This is a genomic window from Actinokineospora alba (genome assembly GCF_004362515.1).
GTDB lineage: Bacteria > Actinomycetota > Actinomycetes > Mycobacteriales > Pseudonocardiaceae > Actinokineospora > Actinokineospora alba.
Window position 1 is genome coordinate 5,394,847 of the sequence record NZ_SNXU01000001.1, and the last position, 24,035, is coordinate 5,418,881.

Below are 24,035 nucleotides of genomic sequence, written 5' to 3' on the forward strand. Positions count from 1 at the left end.
TCCGGGGAATTGTTCTTGCCGTTCAACCGGGTCCACGGCAGGTCAGCCCGCCCGGCGGCGGGTCCTCGGCTGGGGAACCGGCAGCGCCCGCCGGTCGACTTTCCCGTTTGCCGTGGCCGGTAGCGCCGCCAGGGCCACATACCGCAGTGGCACCATGTGGTCCGGCAGGTGTTCGCCCAAGTGGGCCCGCAAGGCGAGGTCGTCGCACGCGGCATCCGGTTCGGGGACCACATAGGCCACCAAGGCCGGTGTGGTGCCGAGGTCGGTGCGCAGGACCACCACCGAGTTCGCCACCAGCGGGTGCCGGTTGAGCACGGACTCGATCTCGCTCAGCTCCACCCGCTGGCCGCGGATCTTGACCTGGGTGTCGATCCGCCCGACATAGTTGAGGTGTCCGGCGGGTGACCACCAGACCAGGTCGCCGGTCCGGTAGACCCGCTCCGCGGTCCCCGACACCTCGACCCGCACGAACCGGTCCGCTGTCAGGTCCGGTCTGCCCGCGTAGCCGCGGGCCAGGCAGTGCCCGCCGAGGACGAGTTCGCCCGGGGCGCCCAGCGGGGCCAGGTCGCCGTCGGCGTCGAGGACGTAGGTCGCGACGTTGGTGATCGGCCTGCCGATGGGGACGCCGCTGTCCGGCTCGGGCTTGCGGCACGCCCACGCGGTGACGTCGATCGCCGCCTCCGTGGGGCCGTAGAGGTTGTGCACCTCCACGTCCGGCAGGGACTCGGTCAGCTTGTTCACGACCTTCGGCGGCAGCGCCTCGCCGCTGCAGATCACTCGGTGCAGACTGGCGCACCGGCTCACGTCGTCCTCGCCGACGAACAGGGACAGCATCGACGGTACGAAGTGGACAGTCGTGACGCCCTCGCGCTCGATCAGGTCGACCAGTTCGCGCGGGTCGCGGTGGGCCTGCGCGGGCGCCACCACCAGCCGCGCGCCCGCGGCGAAGGCCCACAGCAGCTCCCACACCGACACGTCGAACGTGTACGGCGTCTTGTGCAGGACCACGTCGTCGGGCCGCAGGCGGTACTCGTCCTGCATCCACGCCAGTCGGTTGGCCAGGCTCAGGTGCGTCATCTGCACCCCCTTGGGCTGCCCGGTCGACCCCGAGGTGAAGATGACGTACGACAGGCCATCGACGACCGAGGCAGGTGCCTGATAGTCCTGCCAGGCAACGGGTTCAGCCCCCGCGGTGAGCGGCCGGACCGGGACCCGGTGCCCCTCGAACAGCGGTGCGGCCTCAGCGCTGACCAGCACCAGCGCCGCGTCGGCGACGTCGAGCATGACGTCGAGCCGGGCGCGCGGGTGCGTCGGGTCCAGCGGCAGGTAGGCCGCGCCCGCCAGCAGGATGCCCAGCACGGCGACCACCATGTCGGCGCTGCGCTCGGTGCACAGGCCGACCACCGACCCCGGCCCGACGCCGTCGGCGCGCAGCCTGCCGGCGACCCGGGAGGCGTCGTCGAGGAGCTGTCGGTACGTCCGGTCGACGCCGTCGCCGCGCAGGGCGAGCCGGTCGGGCGTGCGGGCGGCCTGGCGGCAGATCAGCTCGTGCACGGGGATCCGCGGCGCCGCGGTGGGCGGCGGGTTGAAGCTGAGCAGGAGTTTGCGCTCGGTCGGGCCGACCACCGCGGCCCGCCGCACCGGCAGGCCGGCGTCCAGGGACTGCAGCAGCGTCTCCAGTCGCTCGGTCGTGTGGTCCGCGCCCACCCAGTCGAATCCGAACGACAGCGTGACCGGGCCGAAGTCGGCCACCGTGGCGCCCTCGACCGGGCCGGTGACGCCCACGACGACGTCGGCCCGTCCCGGTGACCTCGGCGCGCTGCGGACCTGGGACACCACGCCGGACAGCGTGCTGTCCGGTCCCACCGCGACGGTGACCGTGCCGTCGGGCAGCGCGACACCGACCGCGTCGAGCCCCTCCAGGCGGTGCACCAGCACGGCCGCCACGGCAGCGGCGGTGTCGAGATCGATCCTGGTCATCCCTCTAGTCCTTCCGCGATCTGGGCGGCGAGTGCCCGGGGAGTCGGCGCCGCGCTGAGCTCCGCGACCGACACGGTGACGCCGAATTTGCGCTGGGTCTGGGACACCATCCGGATGAACAGCAGCGACTCGCCGCCCACCTCGAAGAAGCTGGTGTCCGCGGTGACGTCGGCGCTGCCGAGCAGGGACCGCCACTGGGCGATGATCTTGTCGAGCACCGAGTCGGCCTCTTCCGCCGCCTCGACAACCGCGGTCACGGGAGCGGGCTCGACGTCGAGCCAGTGCCGGGTCCGGGCGAACGGGTACGTGGGCAGCGTGACCCGACTGTGGGTTCGGCCGGTGCGTGTCGCCTCCCAGTCCATCGCGACGCCGAGCGACCAGAGCGTGCCCGCGCCCGCGAGGACGTCGCAGCCGCCTTCCCGCGCGGTGCGGCGCGGTTGCAGGGACACGACGGCTTTGCCGCCCGCTTCAGGGATCTGGCGCGTCATCCCGGACAGTGCGGTGCCGGGCCCGACCTCGACGAACACCACGTTCGCCAGGTCGGCCGCGGCGAGCACCGCGTCGCGGAACCGCACTGGGCTGCGCAGCTGCCCCTGCCAGTACGCGCTGTCGCGCGCCTGGCCACGCGGCAGCGTCGCGCCGTCGACGCTGCTGATCACCTCGCAGGTCCGCGGCCGGTGCGCGACCGTGGCCGCTTCCCGACCGAGATCGGCGGCGGCGTCGGCCATCATCCGCGAGTGGAACGCCCGGCGGGCGGGCATCGTGCGGTGGGCGACGCCTGCCGCGTCGAGCCGCGAGCGCAGCGCGTCCAGCGCGGGCACCGGGCCCGCCACGACGGTGACCTCCGGCGCGTTGACCGCGGCGACGTCGAGGTCGGGCAGGTCGGCGAGCCGTGCCCAGACCTCTGCCTCGCCCGCCATGACGACGACCATGCCGCCCTCCGGGGCGTCCTGCATGAGCTGCCCGCGCGCGGCGACGAGCCGCAGGGCGTCGTCGAGGTCGAGTTCGCCCGCCAGGGCAGCGGCGGCGAACTCGCCGACGGAGTGGCCGATGAGCGCTGAGGGGCGGATGCCCCAGGAGAGCAGCAGCCTGCCCAGGGCGTATTCGTGCAGCACCAACGCGGGCTGGGTGATGTCGGTGCGGTGGATCAGGCCGTCGGGGTCGTCGCGCAGGAGCACGTCGCGCAGGTCGACGCCGATCAGGTCGCGTAGCTGCTCCGCGCCCCGGTCGATGTCCGCGGCGAAGGACGGGTACCGCTCGTAGGCCCCGCGGGCCATGCCGGGGGATTCGGCGCCCTGTCCGGGAAGCAGGAAGACGATCTTCGGGCGGCGCAGCTGTTCGCGTCCGCCCGCCCGGCCCAGCCGCGCCAGCGCCGTGGGGACGTCGATGGCGGGCACGGCCAGTCGGTGCGCGAAGTGTCGGCGGTGTGACTGCAGCGTCATCGCCACGTCGTGCGGGTCGAGGTCGGGCCGCTCGCGCAGGTGCGCGGCGAGCCGGTCGGCCGCCTCGCGCAAGGCTTCGGGGGTGCGTGCCGAGAGGGTCAGCACCGCTTCCGCCGGAGCGGCCTCAGCTGCCGGTTTCGCCGCGGGCACGTGCTCTTCGAGCACGACATGGGCGTTCGTGCCGCCGAGACCGAACGAGCTGACGCCCGCTCGGCGCGGGTGTCCCTCGGCGGGCTCCCACGCCCGGCCGACCGGGTCGACGGTGAACGGGGTCGACCCGTCGAGCAGTTCCGGGCGCGCCTGCTTCAGCGCCGCCAGCGGCGGGATCTGCCCGTGGCGCAAGGCAAGCGCCGCCTTGATCAGGCCCGCCACACCCGCCGCCGCGTCCAGGTGGCCGATGTTGGCCTTGACCGAGCCCAGCGAGCACGGCCGCGAACCACGCGTGAAGACCTCGCGCAGCGCGGAGAGCTCGATAGCGTCGCCCATCTCGGTGGCCGTGCCGTGCGCCTCGAGGTACCCGACTGTCGCCGGGTCGACGCCCGCGTCCTGGTAGGCCCGGGTGAGCACGTCGATCTGGCCGGTGATGCCCGGCGCGGTGTACCCGACCTTCGCCCCGCCGTCGTTGTTGATCGCCGAGCCCTTGATCACCGCGTACACGGTGTCGCCGTCGCGGTAGGCGTCCTCGGCGCGCTTGAGCGCGACCATCGCGACGCCGTTGCCGGGGACGGTGCCCTCGGCGTCGGCGTCGAACGGGCGGCAGGAGCCGTCGGGGGAGGTGATTCCCTTGGTCTCGTAGAGGTACCCGGCCTGCTGCGGCACCGCGACGCACGCCCCGCCCGCCAGCGCGATGTCGGAATCACCCGCGCGCAGGCTCTGGCAGGCCAGGTGCACCGCGACCAGGGAGGTGGAGCAGGCGGTCTGGACCGTGATCGCGGGGCCGCCGAGGTTGAGCCGGTAGGCGACCTTCGCCGCCAGGTGGTCCTTCTCGTTGCCCAGCACCACCGACAGCAGGCCGTGCGTGTCCACCACCTCCGGGCGGGCCAGCACCTGGTTGAGCAGGTAGTAGTTGAACCCGGCGCCCGCGAACACCCCGACCCGGCCGAACGGGTTCTCGGTGGTGAGGTTGCCCGACTCCAGGGCCTCCCAGGCGGTCTGCAGCAGCAGCCGGTGCTGCGGGTCCATGATCGCCGCCTCTTTCGGCGTGATGCCGAAGAAGTCCGCGTCGAACAGGTCCGGGTCGGTGATCGTCCCGCGCGCGGCCACGTACGCCGGGTCGTCGAGCTGGGTCTCCGGCACCCCGGCCGCGAGGAGTTCGCCGCGGGTGAGGTCGGTGATCGTGACCCGCCCGGAGACGATGTTCGACCAGTACTCGGCCACGGTCGCGGCGCCGGGGAACCGGCCCGCCATCCCGATGATCGCGATGTCGTGTGTCATGAGGCCCCCTCTGCCTGCCGCGCGTGCAACTGCGCGGCGAGCGCCTGCACGGTCGGGAATCGGTACATGTCGGTCATCGGGATCGGCGCCCCGCCGAGCCGCTTCTGGATCAGCTTGCGGGCCACCGCGAGGCTGAGGCTGTCGCCGCCGACCTCGAAGAACACCTCGTCGAAGTCGAAGTCGTCGGTCCCCAGGGCCTCCGCCCAGGCGGCGGCGACCAGGTCCTCGACCTCGGCCAGGGACGCGGTCCGGGCAGGTGGCGGCGCCACCGGGTCCGGCGTGGACGTGTGGGCGGCGAGCGCGCGCAGGTCGACTTTTCCGTTGCGGTCCAAGGGGAACTCGTCGACGGTGAACCAGCGCTGCGGTCGGGCGTAGGCGGCGAGTTCGGCTTCCACCGCCGGTCGCGCCGCGGGCAGCGGGTCCGCGTCGGGCGCGGCCTTGACCGCCGCGCACAGGCGCTCCCCGGCGAGGAACACGACCGCGTCGAGCACCCCCGGCTGCGCCTTGATCCGGCTCTCGACGTCGACCAGTTCGATCCGGTGGCCCGCGATCTTGACCTGCCGGTCGTTGCGGCCCAGGAAGCGCAGCGTGCCGTCCGCGCCCCAGCGCACCAGGTCGCCGGTGCGGTAGACGCGCCTGCCGAGCCCGGGGTGCGCGCCGAACGCCGCAGCGGTGCGGCCGGGGTCGTCGAGGTACCCGTCGGCGAGGCCTTCGCCCGCCGCCTGCAGTTCACCGATCGCCCCGCGCGGGGCCAGGCGCCCGCTCGGGTCCACGACGTGGATCTCGGTGCCGTGGACGGGGCGCCCGATCGGCAGCGGGTCCGGCACACCCGCCGCACTGTCCACATGGAACGTGGAGGTGAACGTGGTGTTCTCGGTGGGGCCGTACCCGTTGGTGACGCGCAGGCCGGGGCAGTGCTCCAGCACCTTGCGCACGTGGACGGGCGAGACGACACCGCCGCCGGTGAACAGCTGCCGCAGGCCGCGGAAGGCGTCCGGCCGGTGGTCGGCGACGAGGTGGAAGAAGCCGGACGTCAGCCAGGCGTGGGTGACCGGTTCGGTGCGCAGGAACTCGGTGAGGTCCAGCGGGGTCGGGTCACCGGCGGGGTACACGCTGACGGAGTCGCCTTTAGCCAGCGGCACCAGCAGTTCCAGGGTGGACGCGTCGAAGGCGAGCGGCGCCAGGCGCAGCATCCGCGTGCCCGCGCCATCGGCGAACAGGTCCGGGTCGGCGGCCAGCCGCAGCACCGCGCGGTGCGAGACCACGACGCCTTTGGGGACACCGGTCGAGCCGGAGGTGAACGAGACGTACGCCGCCCGGCTCGGGTCCGGGATGATCGCGGGCAGGTCCGGGGTGGTCGTGTGGCGTGGGTTCGGTACCGGAGCGCCGGCAGCTGTCGCGAGGGCACATTCGGGAATGCCTGGCCAGTGCGCGGACGCGCCGCCGATCCGGGCGCGTGGCGTCGCGGCGGCGGCGAGGTGCTCGCGCCACTGCGCGGTGGCCGAGCGGTCCACGGCCACGTAGGCCGCGCCCAGCCGCAGGATCGCCAGCACCGCCACCGCCTCCGCGGCCGAGCGGTCCACCTCGAGCAGCACCCGGTCACCCGGGCCGACCCCGGCCGCGTGCAGCGCCGCTGCCTGGGCCAAGGCCTGCTGATGCATCTCCCGGTAGGTGAGGGTGCGGCGGTTGTCGGTGACGGCGGGGGCGTCCGGGGTGGTCTCGGCGTGCCGTTCGAAGGCGCTCCAGAGGTCGTCCGAGGTGTCGAAACTCCCGCCGACGCCCAACGCCCGCAGGTGCCGCGACTGGCAGGCGGACAGGCCGGTGACGGTCCCCAGCGGCGCGTCGGGGTCGCGGGCGAGGTCGATCAGCACCGCCCGCAGCGACTCGGCCAGCTCGCCCGCGTCGGTCGCGGCCAGCACCGACGTCGCGTACTCCAGGGCCAGCCGCGGTCGCGGGCCCCACGACTGCAGGTACAGCAGCGCGTCGAACACGCTGCCGTGGCAGTGGCCCTCATGCACCCGCCACGGCTTGCCCTGGGCGGTGAGCGAGTCGGGGACCAGTTCGTGGTGCGCGGCGAAACCCAGCTGTGCCAACGGGTTGCGCCCAGCGTCACCGGTCAGGCCCAGTTCGGCGACGACCTGCTCGAACGGCAGGTCCGAGTCGGCGACGGCGTCGGCGACCGCGGCACCGGTGGCCCGCAGGTAGGCCCCCACGGGCAGGTTGTCGTCGGTGCGGCACCGCACCGGCACGACCCGCGTGCACAGCCCGACAATGCGGTCCATGCCCGCCTCGAACCGCCCGGACGCGGGCATCCCCAGCACGAGGTCGGATACGCCGGCCCGGCGGGACACCGCGAGCGCCCACGCCGCCATGAGCACCGTCGTGACCGTCACCCGGCCGCGGCGGGCCAACGTCTCGGTGGCCTCGGTCGCCTCGGCGGACAGCTCGAACATCAGCCGGGCGCCGCGGCCGTCGGCCTCGGTGAGCGGCGGGAGGTCGGTCGGCAGGTCCAGCGAGGTCGGCGCGCCGTCGAGCCGCGCGGTGACCCGGGACATCGCCGCCGCCAGCGCGCCGGACGCCGCACCCGCGGCCAGCCGTGACCCGATCCAGTCCGGCGCGGGCGCGTTGCCCGCGCCTGCACCCTGGTAGAGCTCGACGAAGTCGCGCCACAGCACCCCGATGCTCCACCCGTCGACCAGGACATGGTGCACCAGCACGGTCAGCAGGCTCCGATCGCCCGCGCTGGTGAGAGCGAACACCACCGGCGGCTGCTCGAACGGGCGCAGCAGCTTGCCGCTCTCACGGCCGTAAAGGTCGTGCACGGTGCGGACGTCGGCCGCGGGCAGCGTCTGCAGGAGCAGCCGCGGCTGGTGCGGGGCGGGCAGCACGACCCGGTCGACGCCGTTCGCGCCCTGGGTGAACAGGGTGCGCAGGGACTCGTGTCGGGCGGCGAGCGCGCCCAGTGCCTCGCGGGTGCGGGCGAGATCCAGCGGCCCATCCGGGTCGAGGGTGAACATCAGGTGATACGGCTGGTCCTGCTCCAGCACGTGCGCCGCCAGCATCGCCTTCTGGCCCGGCAGCAGCGCCCGGTGGCTCGGACCCCGCGTCGGGTCGGCGGGCAGCGGCGCGGACTCGACGAACACACCGGCGCCACGCAGTGCCTCGGCGAGCGGGCGGGCCGACAGCACCGCGGCGATGTCGGCGTCGCGGCCCAGCCGGCATTGGCCCGCCGAGACCAGGCCGATGGCCTGCAGCGACGTGCCACCCAGGGCCACGAACGACTCCGTGGCGACGGCGGCGGGAACCTCGGCCTCGGGAAGGCCGAGGATCTCGGCGACCAGCGGCAGCCAGGCCGTGAGCTGGTCGTCTGCTCTGGGGGTGGCCGTCTCGGCCGCGACTGTGATCGACATCAGGCTTCGGACACCATCTCGGTTCGGGCCGCGTCGGGCTGGTCGGGCGGGGACTGCCGGGCGATCTCGCGCAGGTCGGCGAAGACCGGGTTCTCCAGCACGTGGCCGAACATCACCGCGAGGTTGAGCTCCTGGCGGATCAGCGTGCTCAGCCGCAGCGCGCTCAGCGAGTGGCCGCCGAAGTCGAAGAAGTCGTCGTGGTCCTCGACGCTGTCGACGCCGAGCACCTCCATCCACAGCTGCTCGAACTGTGCTTCCCAGTCGGCGGTTTTGGTGTCCTGCATCAGCTTTGCCTCTCTGTGGTGGTCGCGCCGGGCGCGTCGAAGTAGTGCCGGGTGGCCGCGAACGGGTAGGTGGGAACGGGCACACGCCCGCGTCCGGCGTCGTGTGCCGGATCCCAGTCCCCGCCGAATCCGAGTTCCCAGAGCGCGCCGACGGCGGTCAGGAACCGGGCGTTGCGGTCGGTCGGGGTCGCCGCGGGCCCGCCGGGCAGGTGCGCGGTGACGGCGGTCCCGATCTCGACCCACGCCGCGGGTGCGAGCCGGGCGACGGTCCGCGAGACCATGTCCCCGGTGGGTTCGGCGAGCAGGGCGCGCCAGAAGTCGGGGTCGAGTGCTTCGTCGTCGGTCAGTTCCGCACCGGTGACCGGGGAGTACACCGGGAGCTGGGGCGTTCGCGGCCGGATCCAGTTGTCCGGCAGGGTCGCGGCGACCAGGCCGAGCCCTTCTGACACGGTGAGCACCTCCGCCGCGCACGCGGCGGCGATCGCGCCGACGCCGTGCCCGATCACCGCGTCCGGGCGCACACCGCGGCCGCGCAGGGCGGCGGCGAGTCCGGCCGCGGCGAGGAACCGTTCGCTGCGTGGGTCGACCGTGGCACCGGCCGCCCGCAGCTCGCCGACGCCCTGGTCGATGACCGCGCGGTACACCGGGTCCGCGTCGTAGTTGGGCCGGTTGCCCGTCAGCTCACCGTCGGCGGTCAGCGCGAACACCAGGCCGCGGGCGCTGCCCGCCCGAACCGGCGTGCGGTCCGCGTCCGTGCCGGTGACGAAAGCCGCGCGGTACGGCAGCACCGCCCGCCCGGTCCGCAGCGTGTAGGCGACGTCGGCGAGCTGGTGGTCCTCGCTGCCCGCGACGAATTCCCTGACCCGAGCCAGGCTTTCCTTCGCCGCGGCCTCGGTCTTCGCCGAGACGAGGATCAACTCGGCGCACCGCCGCCGTCGCACCGGTCTCGGCGGCGGGGCCTCCTCCATCACCACGTGGGCGTTGGTCCCACCGATGCCGAACGCGCTGACGCCGCCACGGCGGACACCGTCGATCGGCTCCCACGGCCGGGCCGCGGCGGGCACCGAGAACACCGAGTCCTCCAGCTTGAGCGCCGGATTGGGTGACTCGAAGTGCGCGACCGGCGGCACCGTCCGGTGCGTGAGCGCCAGCGCCATCTTGATCACGCCGACCACCCCCGCGGCGGTGTCGAGGTGCCCGACGACCGACTTGAGCGCGGTCAGCGCGCACGGCGCCCGGTCCGCCCGGTCGGTGTCGAACACCTGGCGCAGCGCGGCCACCTCGATCGGGTCGCCCAGCGCGGTCCCGGTCCCGTGCGTCTCGATCACGCCGATGGTGTCCGGGTCGACCTCGGCCACGTCGAGCGCGGCGGCGATCACCGCGGCCTGTCCCGATGGGCCGGGCGCGGTGAACCCGGCTTTGCGGGCGCCGTCGTTGTTGACCGCCGAACCGGCGATCACCGCGTGGATGGTGTCGTTGTCCCGCAGGGCGTCTTCCAGGCGCTTGAGCACGACCATGCCCGCGCCGTCGGCGGGCACCGTGCCCCCGGCCCGGCTGTCGAAGGTCCGGCAGCGGCCGTCGGGGGAGAAGATCCCACCAGGCTCGTGCAGATGCCCCCGCCGGGTCGGCGGCGCCACGGTCGCCCCGCCCGCGAGGGCGACGTCGGCCTCATAGGTGAGCAGGCTCTGCGCCGCCAGGTGCACCGCGACCAGCGAGGTCGAACACGCGCTCTGCAGCACGATGCCGGGCCCCTGCAGGTTGAGTTTGTAGCCGATGCGGGTGGCCGCGAAGTCCTTGTCGCTGGAGATGACCAGCTGCAACCCGCCTGCCGCCTTGAGCGCGCGCTCGTTGGGCCACAGGTTGTCCAGCAGGTAGACGTTCATCCCGGTGCCCGCGTAGACCGCGGTCCGGTTGCCGTCCTGGGCGATGGGGGAGTACCCGGCGTGCTCCAACGCACCCCAGGCGCACTCCAGCAGGACACGCTGCTGCGGGTCCATCAGCGCGCAGTCCTGCGGGGAGTAGCTGAACAGGCGCCCGTCGAAACAGTCCGCGTCGCGGATGATCCCGCGGGCGGGCACGAAGTTGGGCTGGTCCACGGTCTCGGCCGGGACACCCCAGCCGATCAGCTCGTCGCGCTCGAAGAAGCTGATCGAGTCCACACCCTGCTCGACGTTGCGCCAGAACAGGTCCAGGTCCCGCTCGGCGCCCGGCACGCGCACCGCCATCCCGACGATCGCGATCCGGCCCGACTCCACCGACTCAGCCATGGTCGCCACCGCCGCTCCGCCTGCGCCGCTCGGCGAGCAACACGCGGCCCGCGCGGCGCTCCTTGACGTGCACCTGGGGCAGCGTGGCCGCCGCGGGCTGGAACTGGGCGGCGCACGCCGCCACCGTCCCGGATCGGAAAAGATCGGTCACCGAGATCTCCAGTCCTTCCCTGGCCATCCGCTCCTGCATGGTGATCAGGGCGAAGCTGTGCCCGCCCAGGTCGAAGAAGTTGTCGTGCAGCCCGACGTCGGGGTTGCCAAGCACGTCCACCCAGATCCGCCGGATGCGTTCCTCCAGCGAGGTTCCCGCGGAGAGGGCCGCCCGCGGCGCGGGCACGACCGTCTCGGCCAGCAGCCTGCGCGTGTCGACCTTGCCGTGCGCGGTCAGCGGGATCGCCGCCACGACGGCGATGCGCGACGGGACCATGTAGCCGGGCAGCAGGGTGCGGACATGGGCGCGCAGCTCGCGGTCGGCGTCGGTGCCGAGGTCGCCGGAGACGAACGCCACGAGGGTGTCGCCCTCGGCGGCCACCGCGCAAGACCGGACCCGGGGGTGACTCAGGAACGCCCGCTCCACCTCGTCGCACTCGACCCGGTGGCCGCGGACCTGCACCTGGGTGTCGTTGCGTCCCAGGTAGACCAGGTTCCCGTCGGTGCCCCACTTCACCACGTCGCCGGTCTTGTAGACGACACCGTCGCCGAACGGGTCGGGCAGGAACCGCTCGGCCGTCAGCTCGGGGTTGCCCAGGTAGCCCTTGGCGACCAGCGGCCCGCCGATGTACAGCTCGCCCGCCACGTTGACCCCGACCGGGGTTCGCCGCTCATCGAGCACGTAGCAGCGGCCCGACGGCAGGGCGACGCCGATGTTGCCCTGCCGCACCTGGGACAGCTCCGCCGCGGGCACCTCGGCGATCGTGACGTGGATCGTGCCCTCGGTGATGCCGTACATGTTGACGAACACCGTGTCGAGCCACGGCGCCGACGAGGTCAGCGACGCCAGGCGCGACCAGCTCAGCGCCTCCCCGCCCAGCACCACGTACCGCGGCGGGGAGGACTCGCCCAGGCCGAGGAACGGCGGGAGGACCCGGTAGAGCGAGCCCGGGGTCTGGCTGAGCACGGAGACCCGCTCGTCGCGGACCAGCCGGGCGAGCCGCGCGGGGTCCACCAGGTCGGGCTGCTCGGCGATCACCAGCCGGGCGCCGGTCGTCAGCGCGCCCCACACCTCCCAGACGGAGAAGTCGAACGCGAACGAGTGCGCGCACAGCCACACGTCGTCGGCCGAGGTGTCCAGGCCCGCCGGGGTCGGATCGAACAGCGCGCTCACCCCGGCATGGCCGACCATGACGCCCTTGGGGACACCGGTCGACCCGGAGGTGTAGATGACGTAGGCGAGGTCAGCGGCTTCCGGGAAGGCTTGGGGGACAAGCGAATCCCCGTCGGCGGTGAACACGTCGAGCACAGTGCCCGCGGTGAGCTGCTCGGCCAGGTCGACGGTGTCGGGCTCGGCCAGCATGACCGGGGTCGACGCGCTGCCCGCGATGAGGTCGAGGCGCTGCCGCGGGTACTCGGGGTCGAGCGGGACGTAGGCGCCGCCTGCCTTCCAGATCCCCAGGATGGCGGCGACGACGGCGGGGGAGCGGCGCAGCAGCAGGCCCACCAGGTCGCCTTTGGCCACCCCGGCGGCGGCCAGGCCAGCGGCGACCCGGTCCGACCAGCGGTCCAACTCGCCGTAGGACAGGTCGCGGCCCTGGTGCCGGATTGCCACGCCGGCCGGGTTGCTCTGGGCCTGCTCCACGAACCGTGCCAGGACCGAAGGGTGGCCGGTGCTCACGGGCGGGTAGGTGGTCAGCTGGGCGCGCTCGTCGGCGCCGACCATGCTCGGCTCGGCTTCTTCGTCCACAATGGAGGTGAGGAACGTCAGGTAGTGGTCCAGCAGGGTCGTCGCGGTTGACGGGTCGAACAGCTCGGTGCTGAACTCCGCGCGCAGGAACGGGATGTCGGTCGAGACGTCGAGGGTCACGCCGAGGTCGAACTTCGCCGCCTCGATCTCGACGTCGACCTCGGTGAGCTTCACCCCGTCGAGGTCGGGGAAGGCGAACGGGAAGTTCTGCACGGTGAGCGCGGTCTGGAACAGCGGCGCGTGGCTCAGCTCCCGCTCCCCGGCGGTGGCGTGCACGATCTGCTCGAAGGGCACGGACTGCCAGGAGAAGGCGGACAGCGACGCGGTGCGCGCCCGGTGCACCAGCTCGGTGAACGTCGGCGCGCCGGACAGGTCGATCCGCACCGGCAGGGTGTTGACCAGGCAGCCGACGAGGGCGTCCTCGCCCTCCTCCATCCGGTTGGCGACCGGGACGCCGATGACGACGTCGTCCTGGCCGGTGTAGCGCGACAGCACCGAGGCGTAGGCCGCCAGGCTGACGGTGAACAGCGTGGTGCCGTGGCGCTTGGCCCAGCCGGTGAGCCGGTCGACCAGGTCGGTGTCGACCCGCCGGCGGACGACCGCGCCCGCGCAGCCCAGCACGCTGGGGCGGGGGAAGTCGGTGGGCAGCGCGAGCTTCGGCGCGCCGTTGAGTTCCTTGCGCCAGAAGGAAAGTCCGGCCCGGTTGTCCTCCCACTCGGCGCGCTGGGCCTGCGAGTACCGAAGGTAGGACTCCGCTTCGCCGGGGTACTGGGCGCCCTCGGCGCCCGCCGTGATGGCGTTGTACTCCGCGGCGAGGTCGTTGAGTACCAGGCCGACCGACCAGCCGTCGCACGCGATGTGGTGAATGAGGACGACAAGCGCGTGCTCGTCCGGGCCCCAGCTGCGGATCCAGGCGCGCAGCAGCGGCCCGGTGCCCAGCGTGAAGGGCTTGGCCGACTCGGCCGCCACCAGCTCGCGCAACTGCTCGTCCTGGCTGTCCTGGTCGGTCCACGCCACTGCGCTGACGTCGATGTCCGGTTCCGCGTTCGGCTGGATGTGCTGGTGCAGCACGCCTTCGGCGACCTGGTACGTGGTGCGCAGCGAGTCGTGCCGGGCCACCACGCGCCGCAGCGCGTCGGTCAGTGCCGTGACCCGCAGCTCGCCCTCGACGCGCAGCGCGAAGGCCACGACGTACGCCGGGTTGCCGGGTTGCAGCTCGTTGAGGAAGTAGAGCCGTTCTTGTGCGAACGACGCGCGACCGGTGAGGACCATAGGTCAATCATGTGAGCGGGGCACTCCCGTCGAACAGGTCATTCATCTCCGGGACATCCGGGAAACTCTCCCCGTTCACCGGGAATACTTGTGGCCGAACAAAAGCAACCCGGGTGGCGCCGAAGTCATCGGCGCCACCCGGGCTCTTGGGTGAGGTAGTTCAGCCGTACAGACGGATTCAGTCGGACTCAGGCGGACACTGTGGACAGTTCCGCGGGCTCGGGACTCGACGCCGCCAGCTTGCGTTCGCTGCGCCGCGCGGCCGGGGCGATGAGGGCCGACGCGACGAGCACGACGGCGGCGATGGCCACCCAGCCCCAGAAGCCGAACGCGATGACGATGCCGGAGAGAATCGCCGGGCCGATGATGTTCTGGCTGATCACATGCAGGTCGAACGCGCCAAGGTACTCACCCTGGGCGTGTTCGGGGGCCAGGCCGAAGCCCAGGCCCCAGGCCGAGGCCGACTGCATGATCTCGGCGACCGAGAGCACCAGCACCGCGGCGATGATGGCGCCCGACACGAGAATGACGTTGCTGTTCAAAGCGGTCACGGCCACCGTGAGGCAGCCCGCCGCGAGCCAGTAGCCCGATCGTCGGGCGATGCGGGACGCGCCCAGCACCGTCTCGGCGCCCTTGCTGGCCCGGACCTGGAACAGGATCACGAAGACCGTGTTGAAGATCAGCAGCAGCGGGACGACGAAGTGCGGCATCGAGGTGCGGGTCAGCGCCCACAGCGGCAAGGTGACCAGGACGATGGTGACGTGCGAGGCGAGCACGGTCGAAACCCCGATGACACCGAGGAAAGGCAGGTCGCGCACCGCGGCGAAGCGGCGCAGTCCACTCGGGATCGGCTTGGCCTCACCCTCGGGCAGCCGGGTCACCAGCACCGCGGCGGCGATCATCAGCACCGCGGTGGTCAGCGGGATCATCACGAGCAGTCTCGGGCTCAGGGCGGCGGCCGCGGCGACCCCGATGCCGAGGCTGAAGCCGATGTTGAACACCGACCGCATCATCGCCTTGAGCCGGACCCGCTCCTCCGGTGGCACGAGCGTGCCCAGCAGCGCGCTCGTGGTCGGACTCGTGCCGTACTCGACGAAACCGACGCACATGACGAGCACGTAGAACGCGATGACGTTGTCCACCAACGAATACAGTGAGAACCCGACCGCGAGGGTGACGAACAGGATGCTCAGCAGCCTGCGCCGGTTCATTCGGTCGGCGACCATGCCGAACGCGATGGACGAGAGCAGTCCGGAGAAACCCGCGGCGGACAGGCCGAGGCCGACCTGGCCCGCGCTGAGGCCGACGTGCAGCGTGAAGTACACGACGCTGCCGCTGATGAACACGCCCTTGCCGATCGATTCGGCGAGCCGGATCGCGATCAGCTTGCGGCGCAGCGAATCAGCCGGGATGAACCGGGCGGAGAGGGTGGCGAGACGGGACAGGGGCATCGGTACACGTCCTGTGCTGAGGGAAACGGTGGAGTCAATGCTGCGGGTGCCCGCGTCCCGGCGGCAGGGTGCCGCGACACCCGAATCGGGAAGATCGCCCGACTGTCCGGGTGTGCGGCACCCGCCACCGGGAACGCGCTTCTGCTATGCGGTCAGTACTCGCCGCGGCCGAACGCGGCCAGTTCCGCGCGGTGGCCGGGGTTGCTGACGTGCGTCGCCCCGATCGGCGCGGTCACCCGGCACCACGCGTCGAGCCGCTGGACGTCGATGTCGGCCGCCGCGGCCAGTTCGTCGCGCCGCCGGACCATCTCCGCGCGGTCGAGTCCTTCCAGGACGTAGTCGACGGCGTCGAAACAGGGGTCACCCGCGCAGGCCATCGGGTCGATCGCGACCAGGCCGCGGGTGTCGTCGGTCAGCACGTTGCCCAAGTGCAAATCGCCGTGGAGCAGGACCGTGTCGGTGGGAACGGCCAGCAGTTCGTCGCGCAGCTTCCGGGACGTGGTGAGGTCGGCGCCCCGCTTGGTCGCGGAGTTGAACAGCACGTCGATCCAGTCCGCGAGCTTGCGCGGCGCGCTCGCCGGGTCGCCCGCGGAGTGCAGGTCGGTCAGGAACGCGGCGTACTCGGCGGGGGAGGGCGGCACCGGCAGCTTCTCCACCAGGGCACCGGGATGCACGGCTTCCAGGAGTACCGCCCCACGTGCGGCTTCGAACACGGCGGGCACCCGGCCGGAGGCCGCGAACTGGCGCAGCATCTCGGTTTCCTCGCCCACGGCGTACGCGTCGGGGGAGAGCTTCAGGATCGCGTCCCCGGCCGGGGACTTGCAGCTGAGCACGACCGAGGAGTTGCCGGACTTGAACTCGGCGCCGAGCCGCAAGTCCCACTCGCTGACCAGTGCCGCCACCCGGTCCGGGAGGCCGGGCACCCATCTGTGCGTCGCCTTGCCGAACCGGGGTTCCAGTCGGGCGGTGATGGCGTCGAGATCCAACAATGTGGTGACTCCTAGGAATTCGCGGCGGCGCCGGCCGGGACGCGGCCCGCCGACAGGGGATGGGAGTGGGCCTGCCCGGTGGCGGGCCGAGGGATGTCGCGCACCAGCTCCAGCGGCGCCCGGCCGCGGATCGCGGCCTTGGCCAGTTCGACGGCTTCCATCCGGCTGGCCACGTGCAGCTTGTTGAAGATGGTGGAGATGTGGTTGGCGATCGTCTTGGGAGACAGGTGAAGCTGCGCGGCGATGCCCGCGTTGCGCATGCCGGACACCATGAGCTCCAGGACGTCCTGCTCGCGGGCGGTCAGCTCGGGAAACAGGTCCTGGTTGCGGGCCGCCCGGCTGCCGATGCGGTTGATCAGCTGGTCGGCGACCCTGGGCCCGAGGACGGCGTCGCCCTGGGCGAGACCGGTGACCGCGCGGATGATGCCGCCGTCGTCGCAGCTCTTGAGCAGGTAGCCGCGGGCTCCCGCGCGCAGCGCGGCGACCACGGTGTTCTCGTCGTCGACCGCGGTGAAGACCAGGACCGCCGTCGACGGCGAGGTCCGCAGCACCTCGCGGATGGTGGCGTCGACCTGGCTGCCCGGTAACTCGGCGTCGATGACCAGCACGTCCGGTCTGTGTACCGCCGCGAGTCTCGTGACCTCCCGTGTGGTCGACGCTTCGCCCACCACGGTGATCTCCGATGACCTGGACAGCAGCGCGATCAGCCCCCGCCGAACGATCGGCTGCTCGTCGGCGAGCACGACAGTGACTCTTGCCAATTCCACATTGACCCCTCAACCCCAGCGGACCGCCCGGTCCGCATGACCGGCCCCGGATTCGAGGCCGCTGATCACTTCGCCCGCGGCGCGATCGCCCCGCTGGACTGCACCCCCACCTACCGCGCACCGGTCCGTGTCGACGGGCCAATGGGCAACAGGTTGGATATCGCGCCCTTGCTCTCGGGCGTGACGGTCCGGCCCTTCCGGCTTTCACACCACAAGACGGCCATCCGCCACCGAGGTTGCGGGCAGGACGCGCCGCCGGGCCTGGACACTCTCCGAAGTTCAGTAACGCGAACGGTTGATGCCCGGTCGTTTGTCACCATCCGGGCGTATCTCTCCATTAGAGAGGCATCTATGGCACGTTGACGGCGCCCTTGTCGGATGCTTCACTGGCCGCAAGTGTTCGTCTTAATGAACGGGGTGTAGGGGTGGACCTGGTGGGCAAAGACGCTCGCAACATCATCAAGCCCGCCGAGGCCGCCGGCTTCCGTGACTTCATCCAGCGCGACTGGGGTCCGGCTGACCGCACGCCGCGGCTGCCGGACGGTAACGCCAAGGCCTCCGCGGCGCACCGCTCGCGGCTCAGTGCCGCGCTGCCCGGGGTGCGGATCGCGGTGGCGGCGGGCAACGCTCCTGTCCGGTCGAACACCACCGACTACGGCTTCCGGCCCGACAGCGACTTCGTCTGGCTCACCGGCTGCCAGGCCGAGGGCGCTGTGCTCGTCATGCACCCGGTGCCGGGCGGGCACGACGCCGAACTGTTCCTGCGGCCCCCGAAAGGCCCCGAGAGCCCCGAGTTCTACGCCAACGCCCGCGATGGCGAACTGTGGGTGGGCCCGGCGCCCGGCTTGCTTGACTGGGCCGCCGCACTCGACCTGCCGTGTCGCCCGGTGGACGAGTTGGCGGGCGCGCTGCGCGGCCCCGCCGCGGCCACGGTCGGGGTCGACCCGCTGCTGGACGCGCTGACCTCGTCGACCTACGAGCAGGCGCTGACGCTGCGCCGGACCCTGGCCGAGCTCAAGCGGGTCAAGGACTCCTGGGAGCAAGCGCAGCTGCGCCACGCCGTGGACGCCACCGTTCGCGGGTTCGCCGACGTGGTCGGCGACCTGCCTGCCGCGATCGACGGCGGCGGCGAGCGGTGGCTGGAGAGCACCTTCCACCGGCGCTCCCGCGCCGAGGGCAACGGCCCCGGCTACGGCACCATCGTCGCCGCGGGCCCGCACGCCCCGGTGCTGCACTGGACCCGCTGCGACGGCCCGGTGCGGCCCGGCGACGTGCTGCTCATGGACGCGGGCGTCGAGGCGGACACGCTCTACACCGCCGACGTGACGCGGACCCTCCCGATCTCCGGGGAGTTCACCCCCGCCCAGCGCCAGGTGTACGACCTGGTCCACGCCGCCCACCTGGCCGCGATCGAGGAGGTCCGGCCCGGCAGGCCGTTTTCGTCGTTCTTCCACGCCGCCATGCGGGTCCTGGCCGAGGGGCTGCACGACTGGGGGATGCTCCCGGTGTCGGTGGAGGAGGCGCTGAGCCCTGACGGGCAGCACCACCGCCGGTACATCTGCTGCGGCGTCGGCCACCACGTCGGACTCGACGTGCACGACTGCGGCTCACTTCGCCCGGCGGCCTACCAGCTCGACGCCCTGGCGCCCGGCATGGCGCTCACTGTCGAACCCGGCCTGTACTTCCACCCCAACGACCTGACCGTCCCCGCTGAGCTTCGCGGCATCGGCGTCCGGATCGAGGACGACCTGCTGGTCACCGAGACCGGCGCCGAGATCCTCTCCGCGGCGCTGCCGATGTCGGCGAGCGGGATCGAGGAATGGATGGCCCGAATTTAGCTGTTCCTACGGGCGGAAAAATGCGTTCTGTTCGACTTCGGTAACCGGCTGATTCGCCGCGGGCGACAACCGTGGCCGATAGCGTGTAATCACGGGCTCGTCGGGAGTCGATCGCCGCTCTGGTGGTGAATATCTCATGGTCGACCGCGTTCGGTGTCGTGCCATTTCGTTTCTTATTTGAATACGCGAATCGGGGGTCTGCGGGTTCGAATCGACCCGCAGACCCCCGATCGGTCACGCGCTTCCGCGAGCGAGGTTGATCAGCCGGTCCAGAATGATTCCACCGGACGACCGCAAACCATTGTGCTCGAATTCGTTGGTCAGCCACGGCCGCAACCCGCGAACCTGCGCCGCCGTGTCGAGGGAGAATTCCCTCTCCACATACGGGTCGTCGGCATAGATCACCGCGGCGGTCGGGACCTCGTTCTTCGCGAGCACCTCGGCGTCGTAGAGCGCGGGCCATTCATGGTCGGCCACCAGGTTCGCGGTGTCCTTCCACGGGCGCAGATCCTGGTATTCGTCGAACATCCACGAGTACACATGCTCACCGGTGAACAGCTCCACGTCGTCCTCGAATTCCGTGGGCAACGTCCGCTCCGCCGACCACCGGGTGGCGAAGCCGTCGGCGTAGGACGATTCGTGGATCACCGCGTACAGCGGGTTGCGGCCGTCGAACGGCGTGAGCGCCAGCGCGTCGTACCGGAACGCGGTCGCGTCGACGTCGCGTTCCAGCAGGTAGTGCAGCCTTTCGGCGCCATCGCTCATGCCCAGCAGGTGGCCGAGCTGCCGGAACCGGCGCCCGGTGAGCCGGTCCCCGTTGGGCAGCCGCACATCGTCGTCGGCCAGGCGGCGGTGGATCTTCCGCACGCGCTCTGCGTCGCCCGGGTAGCGCTCGAAATACATGCGGCTGCGCAGCGCCATCTTCTCGTAGGTGGTCCGGTAGATCTCATCCGGGTGCGTGGCGATCGGCGGCAGTCCGCCGGTGAAGAACGCTTCCCGAAGACCTTCGGGAGCGGTGCTGAGATAGGCGAGCGTGGTGAATCCGCCGAACGATTGCCCGAGCACGCTCCACGGCTGTCCACCCAATTGCGCGCGAATGTGCTCGGCGTCGGCGACGATCGAGTCGGCTCGGAAGTGCGTGAGATACTCGGCCTGCTCCGCTGCTGTCCCAGCGAGCGGCGTCTGCACGGGCGTCGACAATCCCGTCCCACGCTGGTCTAAAAGCAGGATACGGTAGTCGCGAAGCGCCCGCTCCAACCATCCGGGAGTGGCCGGGTATTTCGTCGGTCGCGGCGATTCCTGCCCCGGCCCGCCCTGCAGATACACCAGATATGGGCGGTCGCGCCCGTCGGGGTCGGCGACCTCACGTGCGAACACCGTGATCGTTTCGCCGGTGGGCGTCCGGTGGTTCAACGGGACGGTGAAATGGTGCTCTGTCATCACATAGCCGGGGGTTCGCACAATGGTCATACGGCCATCCTGCCGGAAAGCGCGTGCACATTCCAATCACCCGACCAACCCCGCGGCGGGGCGTTTTCGAGTCCGCGGCAGGTCCTCACCCATCCACCAACAGCCCCCGCAGCGGACCTTGCAGCCTGCCGGACCTGCGGGACACACCGGGAAGCAGCGTGAGGCGGTGGGTCCGCGGCAGGTCTTGGGCCTCCCGGTCGGCCTGCTCGCGGGCCGTCGGGCGCCAGAGGTGGTCGACCACGTCGATGGGGTCCCCGGCCACCTCGTCGGCCGGGCGCTGCAGGTGTTCGGCCCACAGGCGCAGCCGGGTGGCCCGGATCAGCTCCGCGTCGTCGGTCGCGATGTTCACCTCGGTGTCGTTGAACAGCGAGTGCTCGTTGAGGTTGGCCGACCCGATGGTCATCCACTCGTCGTCGACGATGGCGACTTTGGCGTGCACGTAGACGGGTGCGGACTGCTCACCGTCGTGGGCGCTGATGGTGGTGGCGAGGAGGCGGTGGTTGCCGTCGTCGGCGTCGAGCAGTCTGCCGAGTTGCCCGCGGGTGGTGTCGGCGCCGTTGCTCGGCTTGCGGGGGAGCAGGAGCACGAGGCGGAAGCGGTCCTCCGGTGGGTCGCACAGCTTGTCGATGAGGACGTCGGCGATCTCCGGCGACCAGAGGAACTGGTTCTCCAGGTACACCAGCCTGCGCGCGGACCGCAGGGCCCGGAGGTAGCCGTCGAGGACGGTGAAGTCGCCCCGCGGGGCGAAGTCGTAGGTCTTGTCGGGGACCGTCCGCAGCAGTTGCGCCCTGCTGGGCCCGGCCGGGGCGCTGACCCGGGGTGCGGGCAAGTCTTCGCCCGCCACCTCGGTCCATCTTCGCCGGAAGTGCTCGGCGACATCGGCCACGATCGGCCCTTGGACCTTCACGACCACGTCGTGCCAGCCGATCGGGCGGTCGGCCGGGTGGGCGTTGCTGTCGTGCCGGTCGCCCTGCAGGGCGGTGAAGTCCAAGCCGCCGACGAACGCCGTCGAGTCGTCGATGACGAGGATTTTCTCGTGGTGGCAGTGCAGGGTTCGCTCCCGCGCGTCGAGGACGCACCGCACCTTTGTCCCTCGGGTGAACTCCTCGCGCGCGTCCCGCACCAGTTGGCGGCTCGGCTGGAACAGCGGCACCGGCGGCCCGGCCCAGAGCAGCAGCCGCACGTCCACCCGCTCCGCGGTCGAGGCGAGCAACTCGCGAAGCGGGCGCGCACCGGGTGATCGGGTCAGCCGGAAGTCCGGGCTCGCGTGCCAGTTCGCGATGTGCACGTGCGAGTCGGCCTGTTCGATCGCGGCCTGCATCCCCGCGAGGGCTTCCTCCCCGTCGACGAGCACCTCGATCCGGTTGCCGGACCGGACCGGCGCCCGCTCGCTGAACCCGCCCTGGGTGCCGGGGGAGAACACCTCCGACCAGCCGAGCGCGCGCAGCCGCCGCTGGTGGTGGGCGCACAGCAGGTGTTCCACGCCGTCGCCCAGCCGCTCGTCCACCTTGTCGATCAATGCTCGGAGAGGGGTCACCACCTCATCGCACTACAGATCCCTGGTGATCGCCGAAGTTCCACCGTCGGGCTCATGGCTCATCGAGACGACGACCTTGCCTGCCTTGGTGCGGCCCTGTTCGACGAACGCCATGGCCTCGAGTGTCCGCTCGAACGGGAAGGTCCGGTCGATGACCGGGCGGAGCGCGCCGCTGTCGTACAGGGCGGCGAGTTCGCGCAGCTGGGAGCCGTCGGCTCGCATGAAGAAGAACTCGTAGCGCACGCCCAAGGCTTTGGCCTGCTTGCGAATGGTGCGGCTGAGCGCGTTCATCGCCACACCCAGGACCGACGGAGCGCCGAGTTGCTTGGCGAATCCGGCGTCAGGTGGGCCCGCGACACCGATGGCGAGGCCGCCTGGCTTCAGGACTGTCAGCGACTTCTTGAGGTTGTCCCCGCTCAGGGAATCGAGCACCAGGTCGTAGTCGGACAGCCTGGTTGAGAAGTCTTCCTGGGTGTAGTCGAGGACAACGTCGGCGCCAAGGCTCCGAACGAGGTCCACGGTCGCAGTGTTGGTGGTCGTGGCGACGGTGGCGCCGAGGTGCTTGGCGAGTTGGATGACCGTCGAGCCGAGGCCGCCCGCCCCGGCGTGGACGAGCACCTTCTGACCCGGCTTCACTGCCGCGCGATCGACAAGGATCTGCCACGCGGCCAAGGCCACCAGCGGGACCGCGGCTGCCTCGTGGAGGGTGAGCGAGGCAGGCTTGGGCGCCACGTCGCGCTGATCGATGGCGATGAACTCCGCGAAGCCGCCGATCCGCAGGTCGCGTGGACGGGCGTAGACCTCGTCGCCGACCTGGAAGCCGCGCACGGCGGAGCCGACCCGTTTCACCACGCCTGCCACGTCGTGGCCGAGGACGAACGGCTTCCGGTACTTCAGGAGCTGCTTGAACTCGCCGTCGCGGACCATCTTGTCCAGCGGGTTGATGCTGGTGGCGCTCACCCGCACCAGGACGTCGTGGTCTCCGACGACCGGCTCGGGTACCTCGGCGGCGCGCAGCCCGTCCTTGCCGTACTTCTCGACGACGAATGCCTTCATCTCAGTCAGCCTTCTCTGGAGTGTCCAAGCAGGATATAACGAAGTTATACGGAAGGCAAGGCGGCACCCCGATCATTCCGCCAGGAACGCCAGGGCCTGTCGGACGAACTCGGCGTGGTTCTGGAAGATGCCGCCGTGGCCCGCGTCGGGATAGATCTCGAGCCGCGCGTTGGGCAGCCGCCGGGCGAGGTCGGTCGAATTGCCGGTCGGCACCATCCGGTCCTGGTCGCCGTTCGCCACGAACACCGGCTGGTGGATGCCGGACAGGTCGGCAGGCTCATGGCGCCCCCAGCCGCTGATGGCCTTCAGTTGCGCCCGGAACGATCGGGCCGAGATCGCCTTGTCGCGGTTGTTCGTGCGTTCCTTCAGTCGTTTCAGGAACGCGCGGGCATGCGACCGGCCGTTGGCTGTGCGGGTGAAGAAGAGGTAGTACTTCGCGTCGCGGAACGTCAGCGCACCCCTGGCCATGTCGGCGAGGGTGAGCGCGGTGACCTTGTCGATTCCCTTGCCGCCCGCGGGTCCGGTGCCCGCGAGGATCAGTTTGCGGACAAGGCGCGGCTCCCGCTCCGCGATCACCTGGGCGACGAAACCACCCATCGAGAGGCCGAGGAGGTCGACCTCGTCGAAGCCGAGCGCCCGGATGAATGCGACCGCGTCCTTCGCCATGGCGGCGATCGAGTCCGGCGTCGCACCCCCGGAGGCGCCGACGCCGCGGTTGTCGAAGGTGATGACCCGGCGCTTCGCGGCGATGCCATCGACGACTCTGGGGTCCCAGTTGTCCAACACGGCCGCGAGGTGGTTGAGGAAGACGACCGGCACTCCCGTGCGGGGACCGAGATCCCGGTAGGCGAACGGCGTTCCGCCGACGTCGACCGTCCGGGTGTCGACGTCCTGGTGTGGGGTGATCATCGTCATGGCTGCTCCCGGGCGGCATTGGA

The 24,035-nt window shown here is 71.3% G+C and carries 14 protein-coding genes; 1 reads left to right on the forward strand and 13 read right to left on the reverse strand.

Annotation, left to right across the window (positions count from 1 at the left end; translation table 11 throughout):
* Positions 1-42: 42 nt before the first annotated feature.
* The 9 genes from C8E96_RS24775 to C8E96_RS24815 form a co-directional block, all read right to left on the reverse strand.
* A complete protein-coding gene (locus tag C8E96_RS24775) occupies positions 43-1,980 on the reverse strand; it encodes an amino acid adenylation domain-containing protein (protein WP_091368768.1) in 1,938 nt (645 codons plus the stop codon).
* The gene (locus tag C8E96_RS24780; RefSeq protein ID WP_091368772.1) at positions 1,977-4,856 is read right to left on the reverse strand and encodes a type I polyketide synthase; all 2,880 of its coding nucleotides are present in this window, start codon (positions 4,854-4,856) and stop codon (positions 1,977-1,979) included. The genes C8E96_RS24775 and C8E96_RS24780 overlap by 4 nt, the downstream gene beginning before the upstream one ends.
* Complete coding sequence (locus C8E96_RS24785; protein ID WP_091368779.1) at positions 4,853-8,266, reverse strand: non-ribosomal peptide synthetase; 3,414 nt, start codon at positions 8,264-8,266, stop codon at positions 4,853-4,855. Before C8E96_RS24785 ends, C8E96_RS24780 begins: the two co-directional genes overlap by 4 nt.
* Complete coding sequence (locus C8E96_RS24790) at positions 8,266-8,550, reverse strand: phosphopantetheine-binding protein (RefSeq protein WP_091368783.1); 285 nt, start codon at positions 8,548-8,550, stop codon at positions 8,266-8,268. Before C8E96_RS24790 ends, C8E96_RS24785 begins: the two co-directional genes overlap by 1 nt.
* On the reverse strand, positions 8,550-10,817 hold the full coding sequence (locus tag C8E96_RS24795) for a type I polyketide synthase (RefSeq protein WP_091368788.1): 2,268 nt from the start codon (positions 10,815-10,817) through the stop codon (positions 8,550-8,552). The genes C8E96_RS24790 and C8E96_RS24795 overlap by 1 nt, the downstream gene beginning before the upstream one ends.
* Positions 10,810-13,989, reverse strand: a complete 3,180-nt coding sequence (locus C8E96_RS24800) for a non-ribosomal peptide synthetase (RefSeq protein ID WP_091368792.1) — start codon at positions 13,987-13,989, stop codon at positions 10,810-10,812. The genes C8E96_RS24795 and C8E96_RS24800 overlap by 8 nt, the downstream gene beginning before the upstream one ends.
* 188 nt (positions 13,990-14,177) lie before the next feature.
* The gene (locus C8E96_RS24805) at positions 14,178-15,440 is read right to left on the reverse strand and encodes an MFS transporter (protein WP_091368796.1); all 1,263 of its coding nucleotides are present in this window, start codon (positions 15,438-15,440) and stop codon (positions 14,178-14,180) included.
* 152 nt (positions 15,441-15,592) lie between these two features.
* Positions 15,593-16,426 carry an aminoglycoside phosphotransferase family protein gene (locus tag C8E96_RS24810; RefSeq protein WP_166658107.1) on the reverse strand — a complete coding sequence of 278 codons (834 nt, stop codon included), beginning with the start codon at positions 16,424-16,426 and terminating at the stop codon, positions 15,593-15,595.
* Positions 16,427-16,440: 14 nt separating this feature from the next.
* Positions 16,441-17,196 (reverse strand): LuxR C-terminal-related transcriptional regulator, encoded by a 756-nt coding sequence (locus tag C8E96_RS24815; RefSeq protein ID WP_091368807.1) that lies wholly within the window; start codon positions 17,194-17,196, stop codon positions 16,441-16,443.
* A 434-nt stretch (positions 17,197-17,630) separates the two neighbouring features.
* Here C8E96_RS24815 and C8E96_RS24820 point away from each other — a divergent pair, with 434 nt between their 5' ends.
* Entirely contained in the window at positions 17,631-19,034 is a 1,404-nt protein-coding gene (locus C8E96_RS24820) for an aminopeptidase P family protein (protein WP_228769597.1), read from the forward strand.
* Positions 19,035-19,268: 234 nt separating this feature from the next.
* Here the strand turns inward: C8E96_RS24820 and C8E96_RS24825 are convergent, their stop codons facing one another.
* The 4 genes from C8E96_RS24825 to C8E96_RS24840 form a co-directional block, all read right to left on the reverse strand.
* The gene (locus C8E96_RS24825) at positions 19,269-20,504 is read right to left on the reverse strand and encodes an alpha/beta fold hydrolase (protein WP_091368810.1); all 1,236 of its coding nucleotides are present in this window, start codon (positions 20,502-20,504) and stop codon (positions 19,269-19,271) included.
* Positions 20,505-20,589: 85 nt separating this feature from the next.
* The gene (locus C8E96_RS24830) at positions 20,590-22,041 is read right to left on the reverse strand and encodes a phospholipase D-like domain-containing protein (protein ID WP_091370097.1); all 1,452 of its coding nucleotides are present in this window, start codon (positions 22,039-22,041) and stop codon (positions 20,590-20,592) included.
* Between the two features lie 12 nt (positions 22,042-22,053).
* Positions 22,054-23,097: an NADP-dependent oxidoreductase gene (locus C8E96_RS24835; RefSeq protein ID WP_091368814.1), complete on the reverse strand. Its 1,044-nt coding sequence runs from the start codon at positions 23,095-23,097 to the stop codon at positions 22,054-22,056.
* Between the two features lie 72 nt (positions 23,098-23,169).
* Entirely contained in the window at positions 23,170-24,012 is an 843-nt protein-coding gene (locus C8E96_RS24840; protein ID WP_091368818.1) for an alpha/beta fold hydrolase, read from the reverse strand.
* Between the last annotated feature and the right edge of the window lie 23 nt (positions 24,013-24,035).

What these genes read in the sequence shown, in the direction of transcription:
- C8E96_RS24795 (WP_091368788.1), bottom strand. Translation starts at nt 10,817, where the DNA reads ATGGCTGAGTCGGTGGAGTCGGGCCGGATCGCGATCGTCGGGATGGCG.
- C8E96_RS24785 (WP_091368779.1), bottom strand. Translation starts at nt 8,266, where the DNA reads ATGTCGATCACAGTCGCGGCCGAGACGGCCACCCCCAGAGCAGACGAC.
- C8E96_RS24825 (WP_091368810.1), bottom strand. Translation starts at nt 20,504, where the DNA reads ATGACCATTGTGCGAACCCCCGGCTATGTGATGACAGAGCACCATTTC.
- C8E96_RS24840 (WP_091368818.1), bottom strand. Translation starts at nt 24,012, where the DNA reads ATGACGATGATCACCCCACACCAGGACGTCGACACCCGGACGGTCGAC.
- C8E96_RS24790 (WP_091368783.1), bottom strand. Translation starts at nt 8,550, where the DNA reads ATGCAGGACACCAAAACCGCCGACTGGGAAGCACAGTTCGAGCAGCTG.
- C8E96_RS24780 (WP_091368772.1), bottom strand. Translation starts at nt 4,856, where the DNA reads ATGACACACGACATCGCGATCATCGGGATGGCGGGCCGGTTCCCCGGC.
- C8E96_RS24835 (WP_091368814.1), bottom strand. Translation starts at nt 23,097, where the DNA reads ATGAAGGCATTCGTCGTCGAGAAGTACGGCAAGGACGGGCTGCGCGCC.
- C8E96_RS24805 (WP_091368796.1), bottom strand. Translation starts at nt 15,440, where the DNA reads ATGCCCCTGTCCCGTCTCGCCACCCTCTCCGCCCGGTTCATCCCGGCT.
- C8E96_RS24800 (WP_091368792.1), bottom strand. Translation starts at nt 13,989, where the DNA reads ATGGTCCTCACCGGTCGCGCGTCGTTCGCACAAGAACGGCTCTACTTC.
- C8E96_RS24775 (WP_091368768.1), bottom strand. Translation starts at nt 1,980, where the DNA reads ATGACCAGGATCGATCTCGACACCGCCGCTGCCGTGGCGGCCGTGCTG.